Origin of the sequence: Massilia sp. UYP32, assembly GCF_050434365.1 — a bacterium.
In the GTDB taxonomy this organism is placed as follows: Bacteria; Pseudomonadota; Gammaproteobacteria; order Burkholderiales; family Burkholderiaceae_D; genus Telluria; species Telluria timonae.
The window spans coordinates 51,718-67,511 of record NZ_JBNDIK010000001.1 but is presented as its reverse complement, the minus strand read 5'-3'; the positions used below and the strand labels follow the sequence as shown (position 1 = coordinate 67,511).

Annotated in this window: 15 protein-coding genes; 5 read left to right on the top strand and 10 right to left on the bottom strand. The window is 65.8% G+C overall.

The features are described from left to right. Window positions 1-5: 5 nt before the first annotated feature. Together ABIB42_RS00330 and ABIB42_RS00325 are read right to left on the bottom strand one after the other, a co-directional pair. Window positions 6-878 (bottom strand): hypothetical protein, encoded by an 873-nt coding sequence (locus ABIB42_RS00330; RefSeq protein ID WP_429247706.1) that lies wholly within the window; start codon window positions 876-878, stop codon window positions 6-8. Between the two features lie 88 nt (window positions 879-966). Beyond that, a complete protein-coding gene (locus ABIB42_RS00325) occupies window positions 967-1,899 on the bottom strand; it encodes a histone deacetylase family protein (protein WP_005669018.1) in 933 nt (310 codons plus the stop codon). 201 nt (window positions 1,900-2,100) lie between these two features. Here ABIB42_RS00325 and ABIB42_RS00320 point away from each other — a divergent pair, with 201 nt between their 5' ends. The 5 genes from ABIB42_RS00320 (at window position 2,101) to ABIB42_RS00300 (ending at window position 7,916) form a co-directional block, all read left to right on the top strand. After that, window positions 2,101-3,021 carry an AAA family ATPase gene (locus tag ABIB42_RS00320; protein ID WP_005669016.1) on the top strand — a complete coding sequence of 307 codons (921 nt, stop codon included), beginning with the start codon at window positions 2,101-2,103 and terminating at the stop codon, window positions 3,019-3,021. After that, window positions 3,021-4,052, top strand: a complete 1,032-nt coding sequence (locus tag ABIB42_RS00315) for a DUF58 domain-containing protein (protein ID WP_184234650.1) — start codon at window positions 3,021-3,023, stop codon at window positions 4,050-4,052. Before ABIB42_RS00320 ends, ABIB42_RS00315 begins: the two co-directional genes overlap by 1 nt. Next, a complete protein-coding gene (locus ABIB42_RS00310) occupies window positions 4,049-6,043 on the top strand; it encodes a transglutaminase TgpA family protein (protein ID WP_429247705.1) in 1,995 nt (664 codons plus the stop codon). The genes ABIB42_RS00315 and ABIB42_RS00310 overlap by 4 nt, the downstream gene beginning before the upstream one ends. Continuing rightward, window positions 6,040-7,125 (top strand): lytic murein transglycosylase B, encoded by a 1,086-nt coding sequence (mltB, locus tag ABIB42_RS00305; protein WP_219863049.1) that lies wholly within the window; start codon window positions 6,040-6,042, stop codon window positions 7,123-7,125. Before ABIB42_RS00310 ends, mltB begins: the two co-directional genes overlap by 4 nt. A gap of 452 nt (window positions 7,126-7,577) precedes the next feature. Further along, window positions 7,578-7,916: a hypothetical protein gene (locus ABIB42_RS00300; protein ID WP_005669009.1), complete on the top strand. Its 339-nt coding sequence runs from the start codon at window positions 7,578-7,580 to the stop codon at window positions 7,914-7,916. Window positions 7,917-8,148: 232 nt separating this feature from the next. On the opposite strand, the gene cysM is transcribed toward ABIB42_RS00300, so the two are convergent. The 8 genes from cysM to rpsA all read right to left on the bottom strand — a co-directional run bounded on the left by cysM (window position 8,149) and on the right by rpsA (window position 15,791). Continuing rightward, window positions 8,149-9,051, bottom strand: coding sequence for a cysteine synthase CysM (cysM, locus tag ABIB42_RS00295; RefSeq protein WP_005669006.1), 903 nt, complete (start codon window positions 9,049-9,051; stop codon window positions 8,149-8,151). Between the two features lie 129 nt (window positions 9,052-9,180). After that, window positions 9,181-10,554 (bottom strand): M20/M25/M40 family metallo-hydrolase, encoded by a 1,374-nt coding sequence (locus ABIB42_RS00290; protein ID WP_429247704.1) that lies wholly within the window; start codon window positions 10,552-10,554, stop codon window positions 9,181-9,183. Window positions 10,555-10,653: 99 nt separating this feature from the next. Further along, window positions 10,654-10,995, bottom strand: a complete 342-nt coding sequence (locus tag ABIB42_RS00285; RefSeq protein ID WP_005669003.1) for a ComEA family DNA-binding protein — start codon at window positions 10,993-10,995, stop codon at window positions 10,654-10,656. Between the two features lie 109 nt (window positions 10,996-11,104). After that, entirely contained in the window at window positions 11,105-12,082 is a 978-nt protein-coding gene (gene rfaE1 / locus ABIB42_RS00280) for a D-glycero-beta-D-manno-heptose-7-phosphate kinase (RefSeq protein ID WP_429247703.1), read from the bottom strand. A gap of 5 nt (window positions 12,083-12,087) precedes the next feature. Further along, entirely contained in the window at window positions 12,088-13,263 is a 1,176-nt protein-coding gene (gene lapB, locus ABIB42_RS00275; RefSeq protein WP_005669000.1) for a lipopolysaccharide assembly protein LapB, read from the bottom strand. Between the two features lie 21 nt (window positions 13,264-13,284). Beyond that, on the bottom strand, window positions 13,285-13,602 hold the full coding sequence (locus tag ABIB42_RS00270; protein WP_071359980.1) for a LapA family protein: 318 nt from the start codon (window positions 13,600-13,602) through the stop codon (window positions 13,285-13,287). Between the two features lie 155 nt (window positions 13,603-13,757). Beyond that, window positions 13,758-14,063 carry an integration host factor subunit beta gene (locus ABIB42_RS00265; protein ID WP_005668997.1) on the bottom strand — a complete coding sequence of 102 codons (306 nt, stop codon included), beginning with the start codon at window positions 14,061-14,063 and terminating at the stop codon, window positions 13,758-13,760. A 24-nt stretch (window positions 14,064-14,087) separates the two neighbouring features. Next, complete coding sequence (gene rpsA, locus ABIB42_RS00260; RefSeq protein WP_081589962.1) at window positions 14,088-15,791, bottom strand: 30S ribosomal protein S1; 1,704 nt, start codon at window positions 15,789-15,791, stop codon at window positions 14,088-14,090. Window positions 15,792-15,794: the final 3 nt, after the last annotated feature.

Genomic DNA, 15,794 nt, shown 5'->3' with positions numbered 1-15,794 from the left:
TGCCCCTAGTTGGCGGTGTCGACCATCGCCTGGCGCACGACCCCGATGATGCCCTCCCAGTTGCCGTCGGCGTAGTGGTCGAAGTCTTCGCCGTCGTCGCGGAAGGCGACCGAGTGCCAGCTCCACTTGACGCTGCCGCCCTGGTTCGGTTCGGTGCCATAGCGCAGGTCGTCGCAGAACCAGTCGCCCGGATTGCAGAGCGAACGGCCGGAGTTGCCGGCCGCGCCGCCGCTGCTGTGATAGGCCACCACCTTGTCATCCTGGCCCGGCAGCAGGAAGGAGTACAAGGTGCCGCGCGCGCCGGCGTAGCGGTAGAACCAGATATTGCGGGTGTCGTTGTGGTTGTACATGGCGCGCGCGGTGCCGGTGCGCAGGTCTTGCACCAGCGGCTCGGAGGTGGTCCAGGCGCCGGCATTGGCCAGTTCGGAGCCGCCCGCGGCGCCCGAGGCCGTCCTGACCCACTTGATGTTCCAGCCGCCCTGCACGCCGCCCGCGTCGCCGCAGACGCCGGCCGCATTGGCCGTGGCGTTCTTGACCGCGCGCGTGGTGCCGCCGAAGTTGGCCAGCGTGTACCCCAGCAGCAGCTCGCCCGCGCTGTAGGCCGCGATATAGCACCAGTTCTGGCCGGTGCAGAAGCAGTCGAGCGCGTCGCGCACGCGCAGGCTCTGCGACGAGATGCTGCTGTAGCCGTCCCAGTTGACGGCCTTCTTGTTGACGCCGGCGGGCGTGGTGTCCGGCCCCCAGTAGCGGAAATCGGCGTAGTTGCCGGGACTGCCACCGCTGTTGCGGCCGTTGATCCAGAGGGTGTAGTTGGCAGCCTCAGCGATGCCGGCGGCTGATAGCAAGCAGAGCGCACACAGGGTGTGTTTCTTGTTCATCTTCGTCTCCTCTACGCAAGCCGGACAAAGGCCGGTCATGCGTTAGTGCGCGCGAGGAGCCGCTGAGTTCCGCGACCGGCGCCGTTGCCTACTCGAGGTCGGCCATCACCTTCAGGTGCGCCACCACGCTGCGGCCCAGCGCCGACAGGTCGTAGCCGCCCTCCAGGCAGCTCACCACGCGCCCGCCGGCGTGCTCTTTCGCCACCGCCATGATCTGGCGCGTGATCCAGGCATAGTCGGCCTCCACCAGGCCCATGCCGCCCATGTCGTCGTCGCGGTGGCCGTCGAAGCCGGCCGAGATGAAGATCATCTGCGGCTTGAAGGCGTGCAGGGCCGGCAGCCAGTGTTCGCGCACCAGGGCGCGCACCGCCTCGCCGTCGCTGCGCTCGGGCACCGGCAGGTTGACGCGGTTGGCCGTGACCGGTTCGACCTCGCTGTAGGGATAGAACGGATGCTGGAAGAAGCTGGCCATCAGCACGCGCGGATCGTCGCGGAAGGCGTCGGCGGTGCCGTTGCCGTGGTGGACGTCGAAATCGACGATGGCGACCCGCTCGAGTCCGTGGGCCTCGAGCGCATGGCGCGCCGCGATCGCGACGTTGTTGAAGAAGCAGAACCCCATCGGTTCGGTCGGCGTGGCATGGTGGCCGGGCGGGCGCACCGAGCAGAAGGCGTTGGAGACGCTGCCCTTGATGACGTCGTCGGTGGCGGCCACCGCGGCGCCGGCCGCGCGCAGCGCCGCCTGGTAGCTGTAATGACAGAGCGAGGTGTCGCCGTCGAGCGGGTAATAGTCGCCGGGCGTGGCCGGCACGTGGTCGCGCACCAGCGCCAGCGCCCCTTGCGTATGGTTGCGCAAGACCTGCTCGACCTCGGCCAGCGGCGCGCTGCGCTGCTCGATCAGCCCGTCCAGCCGGGCCAGGATCAGCTGGTCGTCGATCGCCTGCAGGCGGGCCGGGGATTCGGGGTGCCAGCTGCCCATTTCGTGCCGCAGGCAGTCCGGGTGGCTGTAAATCGCTGTGCTCATGGTGCTCTCGTCTCCGACTATGCTCATCCATTCACACCCTGCGCCGCCGTTCTCGCATAGAATCTTCTGGAACGGCTGGCAGTGGCCAGGGCATGAAGCTTGCCAATGGCGCTAATCTACCACGGCAGGCCGCGGCCCCGCTCGTCCGCTGCCATGGCAAGCGCACGCCGAACGACGCATCGATCAATTCACGGAAAATCCATGTTCAACAAATTGCACGCCGTCGCACGCCAGGTCAACGAAGTCGTGGTCGGCAAGGACCAGCAGGTGCGCCTGGCCCTGACCTGCCTGCTGGCCGGCGGCCACCTGCTGCTGGACGACCTGCCGGGCGTGGGCAAGACCACGCTGGCGCATGCGCTGGCGATCTCGCTCGGCCTGCGCTTCAACCGGGTCCAGTTCACCAGCGACCTGCTGCCGGCGGACGTGGCCGGCATCTCGGTCTACGAGCGCGACAAGAACGAGTTCGTGTTCCATCCCGGACCCATCTTCACCCAGGTGCTGCTGGCCGACGAGATCAACCGCGCCACGCCCAAGACCCAGTCGGGCCTGCTCGAGGCGATGGAAGAACGCCAGGTGTCGGCCGACGGCGTCACGCGGCCGCTGCCCGAGCCGTTCTTCGTGATCGCGACCCAGAACCCGGCCAACCAGGTCGGCGTGTTCCCGCTGCCCGAATCGCAGCTCGACCGCTTCCTGATGTGCCTGAGCCTGGGTTATCCGGACGCCGCCGCCGAGCGCGCGCTCCTGATGGGCGAAGACCGGCGCAGCATGCTCAAGACCCTCCAGCCGGCCATGCTGCCCGAGGAACTGGCCCAGGCCCAGCGCCAGCTGCGCGAGATCCACGCGTCAGGCAACCTGGTCACCTATGTGCAGGCGCTGGCCCAGGCGTCGCGCCAGAACGGCCTGTTCGCCGAAGGCCTGTCGCCGCGCGCCGCGATCGCCCTGCTGCAGGCCGGCCGCGCCTGGGCCGCGCTGGAAGGCCGCGACCACGTGATCCCGGAAGACATCCAGGCCGTGCTGGTGCCGGTCTGCGCGCACCGCCTGCGGCCCCTGCGCGCCGCCCACGGCACCGCGCTGGCGAGCCGCGACCTGGTGCTGCAGCTGCAGAAGGCGGTCCCGGTCTGATGGGGCAGACGGCGCAGAAGGTCTGGGGGCTGCGCGGGCGGCTGCGCCGCGCGACCGGCGCCTGGCTGCCGCGCGCCGGCACGCTCGACGCCGGCGAGGTGGTGCTCAGGCAGCGCCGCGTGTTCATCCTGCCCAGCCGGGCCGGCCTGGGCTTTGCCCTGCTGCTGGCGGTGCTGTTGATCGGCTCGGTCAATTATGCGCTCGGCCTGGGCTTCGGCCTGACCTTTCTTGCGCTGTCATGCGCGCTGGTCGACATGGTCGCCACCTACCGCAACCTGGCGCACCTGGCCCTGCAGCAGGGCCGGGTCGCGCCCGTGTTCGCCGGCCAGGAAGTCCAGTTCGAACTGCAGGTCTTCAACCGCACGCGGCTGGCGCGCTACGCCATCCGGGCCGATTTCGCCGACGTCGCCAATGTCGACGATATGCGCCACGTGGCAGACATCGCGCCCGGCAACCACGCGATCCTGACCTTGTCGGCGCCGACCCTGCAGCGCGGCTGGCTGGCGCCGGCCCGGGTCAAGCTGTCGACGCGCTTTCCGCTCGGCCTGTTCACCGCCTGGAGCTACTGGCGCCCGGCCGCGCGCGCCCTTGTCTATCCGCGCCCCGAGGAAGGCGCGCCGAGCCTGCCGCTGGGCGGGGGCAGCGGGGCCAGCCTGCGCGCCGCCGGCCACGACGACTTCGCCGGCGTGCGCAACTACCAGGCCGGCGATTCGCCGCGCCAGCTGGCCTGGCGCCAGATCGCCCGGCTCGACCCCAGCATCGGCGGCGCCCTGGTGTCGAAGCATTTCGAGGGTGGCGGAGGCGACCAGCTGGTGCTCGACTTCGATGCCTTGCCCGCCACGCTCGACCTCGAGCTGCGCCTGTCGCGCCTGACGCGCTGGGTGCTGGAGGCGGAAAGCCGCGCCCTGCCCTATGCCTTCCGCCTCGGCGCGCTGCGCTTGCCCGCCGCCCTGGGCGCGGCCCACCAGGCGGCCTGCCTGCGCGCGCTGGCGCTGCATGGGCTGGAGAACGACATGGGGGACGCGGCATGAAACTCCCGGCCACGCCCCTCACCCGCGACAAGGCCGACACCCTGCTGCTGCTGGCCAGCGCGGTGCTGGTGCTGGCGCCGCATACCCTGCACCTGCCGCTGTGGGTCTCGCTGCTGTGCGGCGCCACCCTGGCCTGGCGCGCCGCGATCACCCTGCGCGGCAAGCGCATGCCGCCGGCCCTGGTGCTGCTGCCGGTGGCGGTGGCCGCGATGGCCGGCGTGCAGTTCAGCTACGAGACCCTGCTGGGCAAGGATGCCGGGGTGGCGATGCTGGTGCTGCTGGTCGCCTTCAAGATGCTCGAGATGCATGCGCGGCGCGACCTGTTCGTCGTGATCTTCCTGTGCTTCTTCCTGGTGCTGACCAACTTCTTCTATTCCCAGGGGATCGGCACCGCCCTGTTGACGATCGCCTCGGTGCTGCTATTGCTTGCGACTCAACTTTCGTTCCAGTTCGCAGGCAGGGTGCCGCCGCTGCGCACCCGCCTGGCGATGGCCGGCCGCATGCTGGCCTTCGCCCTGCCGATCGCGATCGTGCTGTTCGTGGTCTTCCCGCGCATCCACGGCCCGCTGTGGACCATGCCGGGCGATTCAGGCGGCGGTTCGCGCTCGGGCCTGTCCGATACGATGGCACCGGGCCAGATGTCGAACCTGGCCTTGTCCGAGGAGCCGGCCTTCCGCGTGCGCTTCCTGACGCCGCCCCCGGTGCAGACCCAGCTCTACTGGCGCGGCCCGGTGCTCGACTTCTTCGACGGCCTGACCTGGTCGCGCGGCGCCAGCCAGGCCTCCGGCCGCGACCTGCACCTGGCGGTGCATGGCGACCCGGTCGACTACGAGGTCACGCTGGAACCCTCGCAGTCGCGCTGGGTGTTGACGCTGGAGATGCCGGGCGAGCTGCCGCAGGTGGCGGGCCACGAACTGCGCCTCTCGCCGCAGTTCGAGCTGACCGCGAACGAGGCGCTCTCCAGCCGGGTGCGCTATCGCGCCAGCTCGCACCTGCAGTTCGCCTTCCAGGGCGGGCCGGCCCTGGACGACGCGCGCCGCTGGCTGCTGCTGCCGTATGGCTTCAACCCGCGCGCGCTGGCCGCCGGGCGCGCGCTGCGCCGGCTGCCCGATCCGGCGCAGCGGGTCGAGGCCGTGCTGGCGCAGTTCCGCGAGCAGCCCTTCGAATACACGCTGGCGCCGCCGCTGCTGGGCCGGCACACGGTCGACGAATTCCTGTACGGCACCCGCTCGGGCTTTTGCGAACACTATTCGGGCGCCTTCGTGTTCCTGCTGCGCGCGGCCGGCGTGCCGGCGCGCGTGGTCACCGGCTACCAGGGCGGCGAGATCAATCCGCTCGACGGCTTCATGACCGTGCGCCAGTCCGATGCCCACGCCTGGGCCGAAGTCTGGATCGCGGGCATCGGCTGGCAGCGGGTCGACCCGACCGCGGCGGTAGCGCCCGAGCGCGTGCGGCGCGGCCTGGACGCCTCGGTGCCGCGCCCGGCGCCGTTCGGCATCGAGGCGCTGCGCGGCATGAATCCGTTCCAGGGCGGTGCCAACGCCTGGCTGGCCCAGCTGCGCAACGCCGTCGGCGCCGTCAACAACGGCTGGAACCAGTGGGTGCTCAACTATACGCCGGAGCGCCAGCGCGACGTCGTGCGCGACTTGCGGCGCAAACTGTCCGGCTGGCCTTTTATCGCTCTGTTAACGTCTGTTGCCCTGGGCCTCGCCCTGCTGGTCTTTTTGCGCCGCCGCCGGGAAATCCACCCGGTCGATGCTCTATACTCGACCCTGTGCAAGCGTCTCGGCCAACTGGGCCTGGCGCGCGCGCAGGACGAAGGACCGAGCGCCTACGCGGCGCGGGTCGCCGGCGCCAGCGAGCTGGCGCCTCAAACGCGCGCGGCGGCGCAGGAATTCCTGCGTCGTTACAGCGCCTGGCGCTACGCGCCCCCGACAACCGATCCCCGGCTTACCGCCACCTTGAAAAGCTTATTGTCGCAAGTCAGATGAAATCGATCGCAATCCTGTTTTCCGCGCTCGCGCTTGCCGCCGGCGCGCATGGCGATGCCCTCGCCGCTCCCCAGACCACCTCGACCCAGGCCGCCATGACGCTGGCGGCCGACCAGGACCCGGAACACGTGAACTTCGTCGAATGGCTGCCGGTGCGCGAGTTCATCGAAGAGATGGTCACGCAGCACGGCTTCGAGCGCGAGGCGCTGCATACCCTGTTCGGCCAGGTCCGTTTCATCGACCGCGCCGTGCAGCTGGTCAAGCCGGCGCCGCCGGGCAAGCCGAAGAACTGGCAAGCCTATAGCGCGCGCTTCATCGAGCCGATCCGCATCCGCGCCGGCGTGCGTTTCTGGAACGAGAACGCCGACGCGCTGGCGCGCGCCGAGGCGGCCTATGGCGTGCCGGCCGAGATCATCGTCGGCATCATCGGCATCGAGACCATCTATGGCCGCGATACCGGCAAGTTCCGCGTGCTGGACAGCCTGACCACGCTCGCCTTCGCCTATCCGGAAGCGCCGAACCAGGCCGCCCGCAAGGCGTTCTTCCGCGAGGAGCTGGCCAATACCCTGGTGCTGGCGCGCGAACGCGGCTACGATCCGTTCTCGCTGCTGGGCTCGTTCGCCGGCGCGGTCGGGATGCCGCAGTTCATGCCGAGCAATATTCTCAAGTACGGCGTCGACTTCGACAGCGACGGCCGGGTCGACCTGCGCGGTTCGGCCACCGATGCGATCGGCAGTGTGGCCAATTTCCTGGTCCAGCATGGCTGGAATGCCGAGCACCGCGGCCCGACCGCGTTCGCAGCCGACGTTTCGCCGGCACGCGCCTGGGAAGGCTTGCTCGGGCGCGGCCTGGAAGCCACCCTGCGCCCGGAAGAGCTGCGCGAAGCGGGCGTGACCACCGGGACGACGCTGCCGGGCGACCGCCTGTACGGCCTGATCGACCTGCAAAACGGCGCCGAGGCGACGGAATACTGGGTGGCTAACGATAACTTCTATGCCATCACCAAATACAATCGCAGTTACTTCTATGCCATGTCGGTCGTCGACCTGGGGCGTGCAGTGCGGGCGGCACGGCCCGGCTGAGTCTTTCCAGGCGGGAAATTTTGTAATCTTTTGTAACAGATTTCCCGCCTTCCTCTTCCGTTGTTCGTAGGCATTCTCCTACATACCCCCTGGGGTATCCGCCGACAACATTGTTGTGTCCGTGACAAAAATAGCACTGATGGCAACATACCCCCCAGTTTCTTTCCATTTCGTCAGCAAATATCGTACCGTGCGGCATCAAATGCTGGATGCCCGTACACTGGTCATTAAATAAAAAACAATATATTTCCCCAGTGACTTTGTGAGAGAATTGCATTGCGGCTATTGTTGCAATGAGACAACAAAATCCGAGGTGAGAAAAATGATTCCGACTTGCTCATGAGTATCGGAATAAAAATAGTTGTACAATTGAATAGAAAATTACGAAATTAAACTTCCGGAATCGAACGCCGCCAGCGACTCCGTTTCAACCCCAGATAGGAATTTGAATCATGACTAACCAAGTCGGCATTGATATGAACAGCGATTCGGAAGGCGATGAACTGCTTCAGTACAACCCGAACCGCCTGCTCGACACCCTGATCGAGAACCTGCGCCTGAAAAACGACGCGGCCCTGTCGCGCGCCCTCGAAGTCGCGCCGCCGGTGATCTCGAAGATCCGCCACCATCGCCTGCCGGTCGGCGCTTCGCTGCTGATCCGCATGCACGAAGTCAGCGACCTGTCGATCCGCGACCTGCGCTACCTGATGGGCGATCGCCGTGCGAAGTTCCGCATCAGCGACAAGCAGTTCAAGCCGAAGGAAGGCGCGGTCCCGGCAGCCAAGGACTGAGTCGTCGCGGGCGCGGCAGTTGGCGCCCGGGCTTCTCTCCGACGGGATGGGCGGCGCCTTGCGCGCCGCCGGATGAGTAGTGCGTACGCCCGCGCGGGCGTACGAGCCGCCGCATTGGCGGACGACCGGATATCGTCGGCGACATGCCAACTGAACGGTCTATGCAGTCCCAGCGACTGATACAACAAGGCCGCCTGTCACCCAGGCGGCCTTTTTCATTGCGCGGCGCCGTTCAGGCCGGGAAGACGCCGGTCGACAGATAGCGGTCGCCGCGGTCGCACACCACGAACACGATGGTCGCGTTTTCCACCGTCTGGGCGATGCGCAGCGCCACTTCGCAGGCGCCGGCGGCGGAGATGCCGCAGAAGATGCCCTCTTCGGCGGCCAGCCGGCGCGCCATCTGTTCGGCGGAGGCCTGGCTCACGCTCTCGACCTGGTCGACGCGCGCCGCCTCGTAGATCTTCGGCAGGTAGGCTTCGGGCCATTTGCGGATGCCCGGGATCGACGAGCCTTCCTCGGGCTGGGCGCCGATGATGCGGATGGCTTCGTTCTGTTCCTTCAGGTAGCGCGACACGCCCATGATGGTGCCGGTGGTGCCCATGGCGCTGACGAAGTGCGTGATGCGGCCTTCGGTGTCGCGCCAGATTTCGGGACCGGTGCTCTCGTAGTGCGCGCGTGGATTGTCGAAGTTGGCGAACTGGTCGAGGATGATGCCCTGGCCATCCTTCTGCATCTGCTCGGCCATGTCGCGCGCGTATTCCATGCCGCCCGATTTCGGCGTCAGAATGATTTGCGCGCCATACGCGGCCATGCTCTGGCGGCGCTCGACCGACAGGTTGTCGGGCATCAGGAGGATCATCTTGTAGCCGAGGATCGCGGCCGCCATCGCCAGCGCGATGCCAGTATTGCCGCTGGTGGCTTCGATCAGCGTGTCGCCCGGCTTGATCTGGCCGCGCAGCTCGGCGCCGCGCAGCATCGACATGGCGGCGCGGTCCTTCACCGAGCCGGCCGGGTTATTGCCTTCCAGCTTGCCCAGGATGATGTTGTTGCGGGCCGCGATGTCGGCGCCGGGCAGGCGCTGCAGCTGCACGAGCGGCGTATTGCCGATCGTGGCTTCGATGGTCTTGTAAGCCATTGCTTTCTCTATTCCTTGCGATACCAAAGCGCCATTTTAATCCGAGAAGCAATACGGCGTTTGCGCATGGTTCCAACATACCCTGCCGGACATCTTCCGACAGGGCGAGGAAGCGTGGCGTACGCCGGTTCAGCGCAGCGGCAGCGGATAGGTCGCCGGGCTGACGTTGCCGTCCTTGTCGACCGCCTGCACGCCGAAGAACACATTGTCCTTCGACAGGTCCACGGTTGCTTCCGTCACATTGCCGACCCACTTCGAGCCTTCCCAGTTGGCGCTGGTCGTGTCGCGCCACACGAGGCGGTAGCCGGCCAGGTCGGGTTCAAGATTGGCCTTCCACACCAGGGTCGAATCGTTGGTCAGCCCGGCGGTGCGCAGTTTGACTTCCTGCGGCGCGGATGGCGCCAGCGCCAGCGACGCCATGGCGGCGCCATTCACCTTGGTCACGTTGGCCACATAGCGGAAGTCGACGTGGTCGAGCGTGTCGCCATACACCTTGCCGTTTTCGGTGCGCAGGTCCTGGTGCTGGTGGTCGAAGTTCTCGGCCGGCTCGGTGAAGCGCAGCGCGGCATAGCCCTGCTCCAGGAACGGCATGTGGTCACCGCCGCGCAGGTAGCGGTCGTGGCGCTGGATGACGGACACCTTGAAGCCCTTCACGTAGCGCTCGCCCTGCTCCTTGGTGTGGCGCGCGAGCTGGCGCGAGATCGAATCGTTCTCGCCGCCGGTGGCCACCAGCTGGCGCACGGCCTCGCTCATTTCCTTGGTCGCCGGGATGCTCTGGGCGAACAGGCGCACCGATTTGTCGTCGACCTTGCCGTCGTCGCCGCGCGAGCTGCCGATGATGTCGTTGGTGAACATGCCGGCCACGTTCCAGCCCTTCTCGCGCGCCTGGGTCGCCCAGTGGCGGGCGCCGATCAGGCCCTGCTCCTCGGCCGCGACGGCCATGAACACGAGCGTGGCGTCGAACTTGTACTTGGCCATCACGCACGCCAGCTCCATGATGGCGGCGGTGCCCGAGGCGTCGTCATTGGCGCCCGGCGCATCCGAGGTGAAGTCCATCACGTCCGAGGCGCGCGAGTCGTAGTGGCCGCTCACGACGTACATGCGGTCCTTCGAGGCCGCCTGCGTGCCCGGCAGGGTCGCGACCACGTTGACGATCTCGGTCGGCTTCGAGATGCGCGCCGAGACCGGCGCCACATGGCTGTCGAAGGCCACCTGCAGCGGCGTGCCGGCGCCGCAGCGCTCCAGCTCGGCCTTGATCCAGCGGCGCGCGGCGCCGATGCCGCGCGTATTCGATTCGGTTTCCGACATCGTGTGGCGGGTGCCGAAGCTGACCAGCTTGCGGATATGGCTTTCGATACGCTGCTGCGAAATTTCGCCCAGGATCTTATTGATTTGGGCTTGCTGGGCGGTGATGTTCGGCTGGGCCGGGGTGGCGGCAGAAGCCGTCGCGGACGCGGCCAGCAGGGCCGCCAGCAAGGCGGTGGAAACACGGGCGTGAGGCATGATGACCTTTCTGGTATTGATGTGCAAGCTGTAACAGATGAGCTTGCACATCTTGCCACGCAGCCGCGGGAATGTCAGTCAATACATGTCATCTGGCGATCACAGGGCTGCCTTGGCGTCGGCCGTCTGGCTCGGCTTGGCGTCCTTCGCGACCGGCTTGGCCGCGGCGCCTTCCTTGCCCTTGCCGTTGACCACCAGGCCGGCCTCGGACAGCTTGGCCGCCTTCTTGTCACCCAGGCCCTTGACCCGTCCCTGCAGGTCGGCCCAGTCCTTGAACTCGCCCTTGGCGCGTTCGTCCAGGATGGCCTTGGACATGCTCGGTCCCACACCCTTCACGCCGTCGAGCGCCACGGCATCGGCCTTGTTGACGTCGACCTGGGCGAAAGCAAACCCAGCCGAGGCGACCAGCGCGGCGACCGCCAGCATCAGATTCTTGATCATTGCATGTTCTCCGTAAGTGAATGCTCCCGACGGCGGGGCGCCGCCGGTGTTCACTTAGACGGATGACCCCGGCTATTGTTGGGGCCCGGGGACTGAGCGCGATCAAGCGTCAGGCGGGAAACAACTCCTCGCGCGTCACGGTAGCGGTGCCCAGCTTGCCGACCACGATGCCGCCGGCGCGGTTGGCGGTGACCAGGGCCTCGGCCAGCGGCGCGCCGGTGCCGAGCATGGTGGCTAGCGTGGCGATCACGGTGTCGCCGGCGCCCGAGACATCGAACACTTCGCGCGCATCGGCATGCACGTGCAGCACCTCGTCCTTCGTGAACAGGCTCATGCCTTCTTCGGAGCGGGTCAGCAGCAGCGCGTCCAGGCTGAGCTCTTCGCGCAGCTTCTGCGCCTTCTCGAGCAATTGCTCTTCGGTCTTCCAGCCCCCCACCACGCGCTGCAGCTCGGAGCGGTTCGGGGTCAGGATGCTCGCGCCCCGGTACGGCGTGAAATCGTCGCCCTTCGGATCGACCAGTACGATCTTGCCGGCGGCGCGCGCCAGCGCGATCATCTCGGCCACGTTGACCAGGGAGCCCTTGTTGTAGTCGGACAGGACGATCACGTCGTAGTCGGGCAGCAGCGCCTTGAATTGGGTGAGCTTGTCGCGCAGGACGTTCTCGGTCGGCGCATCCTCGAAGTCGATGCGCACCATCTGTTGCTGGCGGCCGATCACGCGCAGCTTGATGATGGTCGAGATCGCCTCGTCGCGCTTCAGGTAGCTGTGGATGCCGCCATCCTGCAGCAATTGTTCCATCTGGTCGCCCGCCTCGTCGGCGCCGGCCACGCCCAGCAGGCCCGTGTGGGCGCCGAGCGCGGCGGCGTTGCGCGCCACGTTGGCGGCGCCGCCCAGGCGCTCTTCGCGCTTCTCGATGCGCACCACCGGCACCGGGGCCTCGGGCGAGATGCGCGAGACGTCGCCGAACCAGTAGCGGTCGAGCATGACGTCGCCCACCACCAGCAGGCGCACGGAAGACAGTTGCGGGGCCGCCTGCTGGCGGAAATCGTCGGCCGCCAGCAGGCGGCTCGGGGTCGGCTTGTTCATGGTGCTCAATTCATGACGTTCAGTTCTTCGGTGCGGCGCGGCGGGTAGGAATCCCAGCGGTTGCACCCCGGGCAATGCCAGTAGAACTGGCGCGCCTTGAAGCCGCAGTGGCTGCACTGGTAGCGCGCCAGCTTCTGGGTATAGCGCTGCACCAGGTTCTTGACCATCGACAGCTCTTCCCAGATATTCGCCGGCGCATCCATCAGGCGCGCTTCCAGCAGTTTATCCAGCCCCAGCAGGGTCGGATTGCGGCGCAGCTCTTCGACCACTAGTTCCTTGGCGGCCTGCACGCCATCGAGCTCGATGACGGCCTTGAACACGACTTCGATCAGGTCGATCGACGAGGCCTCGGCCAAATACGATTTGAGCAGGTTGACGCCTTCCTGCGGGCGGCCCACCTTGCGGTAGCCATCCATCAGGCGGGCAGCCACCAGGGCCACGTGCGGCACGCTCTGCTGCTCGACGCGGCGCCAGGTCTTGAGCGCCTCTTCGACGTCGCCCTGGGCCAGCAGCGCGTCGCCGCGCAGGATGGTGGCGCGCACGCTGTGGCGGTCGGCTTCCAGTGCCTTGTCGAGCAATTGCATGGCGTCGCTCGGCGCCGTGTGCACCAGCGCGTCCTGGGCCAGTTCGCAATAGAACTGGGCGATTTCCTTCTGGCGCGATCCGGCGCCCGAATCCTGCAGGCCTTCGGCGGCGGCGATGGCGCGCTTCCATTCCTTCTCGCGCTGGTAGATCTCGAGCAGCGAGCGGCGCGCCTTGACCGCATACGAGGTGTCGACCAGCTGGTTGAAGGTTTCCTCGGCGCGGTCCAGCAGGCCGGCCTTCAGGTAGTCGATGCCGAGCTCGTACTGGGCGTGCGCCTTGTCCTCAGCCGGCAGGTCGGGCCGCGCCAGCAGGTTCTGGTGCACCCGGATCGCGCGCTCGGTCTCGCCGCGGCGGCGGAACAGGTTGCCGAGGGCAAAGTGCATGTCGGCCGATTCGGGGTCGAGCTTGACGATCTCGATGAAGGAATCGATGGCTTTGTCGGGCTGGTCGTTCAGCAGGTGGTTGAGGCCCTTGAAGTAGCCGCGTGGCAAGGTACGCGATTCGGAGACCAGTTCGTTGATGTCGACCCGGGCGGCAAGCCAGCCGAGGCCAAAAAAGAATGGGATGCCAAGCAGCATCCAGAGTTCAAATTCCATGGATTCTAGTGTTGTTATTGTTCAGGGCCGCGGTGCAGGGGGCGGAGTCACGCTGTCCGGCGTCGGCGCTGCGTTACCGGTGCCGGCGGCGCTTTGCAGGGACTGGATGGTGATCTTGTTCAGCCATTTCTCGCGGCGCTGGCGGAACACGGTCGGAGCCAGCGCCAGGATGCCGAAGGCGGCGCCGGCCACGAAGAAGGCCAGCAGCATCAGCACCAGCGGGCCGCGCAATTCATATTGCAGGAAGAAATGCAGGTCGACTTCCTGGGTGTTCTTCAGGGCGAAGCCGAAGAAGAGGATGAACAGGACGATTCCGACGATGGTCGAGACGAATTTCATCAGCAGGTTCCGCTGGAGAATGGTGTGAGGGCGAAGTGTCGCATATTCGCCATGATATTTCAAAATGACACCGGGCGTGGGCTGGAAGCCAATCGCAGACCGGCGAAAAAAAACGGCATCCTCGCGGATGCCGTTTTTCGGGACTGCAGGGCGACTCAATCGTTGATGATCGGTTGCCCGACCATCGCATCCACCCGCTCGCGCAACTGCTTGCCCGGCTTGAAGTGCGGCACCCGTTTTTCGGGCACCATCACCTTGTCGCCGGACTTCGGATTGCGTCCGATGCGCGGGGGACGGCTGTTCAGCGAAAAGCTGCCGAAACCACGGATCTCGATGCGCTGCCCGGTCGCCAGGGCGTTGGTCATCGCATCGAGGATGGTCTTGACAGCGAATTCCGCATCCTTCGCCACCAGCTGGGAATAACGCTCAGCCAGACGGTTGATCAGCTCGGATTTGGTCATCGCAGCTCCTCAGGAAATTCCTGATTAGTTCTTATTGTCGAACTTGGCCTTCAGCAGTGCGCCCAGGCTAGTGGTGCCCGAAGCTGCGCTGTTGTCGTTCGCCAGTTTGCTCATCGCTTCCTGGGTGTCGGCGCTGTCTTTCGCCTTGATCGACAGCTGGATGCTGCGAGCCTTGCGATCGATGTTGATGACCAGGGCTTCGACCTTGTCGCCCACTTTCAGGTGGGTGCCGGCGTCTTCCACGCGGTCACGCGAGATTTCCGAAGCGCGCAGGTAGCCTTCGACTTCATCGCTCAGCGAGATCACGGCGCCTTTTGGCTCAACCGATTTCACGGTGCCGGTGACCAGCGAACCCTTGTCGTTCAGCGACGAGTAGGTGTTGAACGGGTCGCCTTCCAGCTGCTTCACGCCCAGCGAAACACGCTCGCGCTCGACGTCGATTGCCAGGACGACGGCTTCCAGCTCGTCACCCTTCTTGAAGCGACGCACGGCTTCTTCGCCGGCTTCGGTCCACGACAGGTCCGACAGGTGGACCAGGCCATCGATGTTGCCTGGCAGGCCGATGAAGACGCCGAAGTCGGTGATCGACTTGATCGAACCCTTGACCTTGTCGCCCTTCTTGTGGGTCATGCCGAAGTCGTCCCATGGGTTCGCCTTGCACTGCTTCATGCCCAGCGAGATACGGCGACGCTCTTCGTCGATTTCCAGGACCATGACTTCCACTTCGTCGCCCAGCTGGACAACCTTGTTTGGAGCCACGTTCTTGTTGGTCCAGTCCATTTCCGACACGTGGACCAGGCCTTCGATGCCTTGTTCCACTTCGACGAACGCGCCGTAGTCGGTCAGGTTGGTGACTTTACCGAACAGGCGGGTGCCTTGTGGGTAACGACGCGACAGACCGGTCCATGGATCGTCGCCCAGTTGCTTGACGCCCAGCGAAACGCGGTTCTTCTCTTGATCGTACTTGAGGACCTTAGCGGTGATCTCTTGGCCAACCGACAGAACTTCCGACGGGTGACGCACGCGACGCCATGCCAGGTCGGTGATGTGCAGCAGGCCGTCGATGCCGCCCAGGTCGACGAACGCACCGTAGTCGGTGATGTTCTTGACGACGCCGGTAACCACGGTGCCTTCTTTCAGGGTTTCCATCAGCTTCGCGCGCTCTTCGCCCATCGATGCTTCGATGACGGCGCGACGCGACAGCACGACGTTGTTACGCTTGCGGTCCAGCTTGATGACCTTGAATTCGAGGGTCTTGCCTTCGAATGGGGTGGTGTCCTTGACTGGACGGGTGTCAACCAGCGAACCCGGCAGGAAGGCGCGGATGCCGTTGGTCAGGACGGTCAGGCCGCCTTTGACTTTACCGTTGACGGTACCGGTGACGATTTCGCCCGATTCCATCGCTTTTTCCAGTGCCAGCCACGATGCCAGGCGCTTGGCCTTGTCGCGCGACAGGATGGTGTCGCCGAAGCCGTTTTCCAGCGACTCGATAGCCACGGAAACGAAATCGCCGATCTGAACTTCCAGTTCGCCCTGGTCGTTCTTGAATTCTTCAACTGGGATGAACGCTTCCGACTTCAGGCCGGCGTTGACGATCACGAAGTTGTGATCCAGGCGCACGACTTCAGCCGAAATGACTTCGCCCGAACGCATGTCTTGACGCGACAGCGATTCCTCGAAGAGGGCTGCGAAGCTTTCCATACCGGTATCTTGGGTTGCAGTAGACATAAA

What these genes read in the sequence shown, in the direction of transcription:
- rpsA (WP_081589962.1), bottom strand. Translation starts at nt 15,791, where the DNA reads ATGTCTACTGCAACCCAAGATACCGGTATGGAAAGCTTCGCAGCCCTC.
- ABIB42_RS00270 (WP_071359980.1), bottom strand. Translation starts at nt 13,602, where the DNA reads ATGAAATTCGTCTCGACCATCGTCGGAATCGTCCTGTTCATCCTCTTC.
- mltB (WP_219863049.1), top strand. Translation starts at nt 6,040, where the DNA reads ATGAAATCGATCGCAATCCTGTTTTCCGCGCTCGCGCTTGCCGCCGGC.
- ABIB42_RS00315 (WP_184234650.1), top strand. Translation starts at nt 3,021, where the DNA reads ATGGGGCAGACGGCGCAGAAGGTCTGGGGGCTGCGCGGGCGGCTGCGC.
- lapB (WP_005669000.1), bottom strand. Translation starts at nt 13,263, where the DNA reads ATGGAATTTGAACTCTGGATGCTGCTTGGCATCCCATTCTTTTTTGGC.
- ABIB42_RS00265 (WP_005668997.1), bottom strand. Translation starts at nt 14,063, where the DNA reads ATGACCAAATCCGAGCTGATCAACCGTCTGGCTGAGCGTTATTCCCAG.
- ABIB42_RS00285 (WP_005669003.1), bottom strand. Translation starts at nt 10,995, where the DNA reads ATGATCAAGAATCTGATGCTGGCGGTCGCCGCGCTGGTCGCCTCGGCT.
- ABIB42_RS00310 (WP_429247705.1), top strand. Translation starts at nt 4,049, where the DNA reads ATGAAACTCCCGGCCACGCCCCTCACCCGCGACAAGGCCGACACCCTG.
- cysM (WP_005669006.1), bottom strand. Translation starts at nt 9,051, where the DNA reads ATGGCTTACAAGACCATCGAAGCCACGATCGGCAATACGCCGCTCGTG.
- rfaE1 (WP_429247703.1), bottom strand. Translation starts at nt 12,082, where the DNA reads ATGAACAAGCCGACCCCGAGCCGCCTGCTGGCGGCCGACGATTTCCGC.
- ABIB42_RS00320 (WP_005669016.1), top strand. Translation starts at nt 2,101, where the DNA reads ATGTTCAACAAATTGCACGCCGTCGCACGCCAGGTCAACGAAGTCGTG.
- ABIB42_RS00330 (WP_429247706.1), bottom strand. Translation starts at nt 878, where the DNA reads ATGAACAAGAAACACACCCTGTGTGCGCTCTGCTTGCTATCAGCCGCC.
- ABIB42_RS00325 (WP_005669018.1), bottom strand. Translation starts at nt 1,899, where the DNA reads ATGAGCACAGCGATTTACAGCCACCCGGACTGCCTGCGGCACGAAATG.
- ABIB42_RS00290 (WP_429247704.1), bottom strand. Translation starts at nt 10,554, where the DNA reads ATGCCTCACGCCCGTGTTTCCACCGCCTTGCTGGCGGCCCTGCTGGCC.
- ABIB42_RS00300 (WP_005669009.1), top strand. Translation starts at nt 7,578, where the DNA reads ATGACTAACCAAGTCGGCATTGATATGAACAGCGATTCGGAAGGCGAT.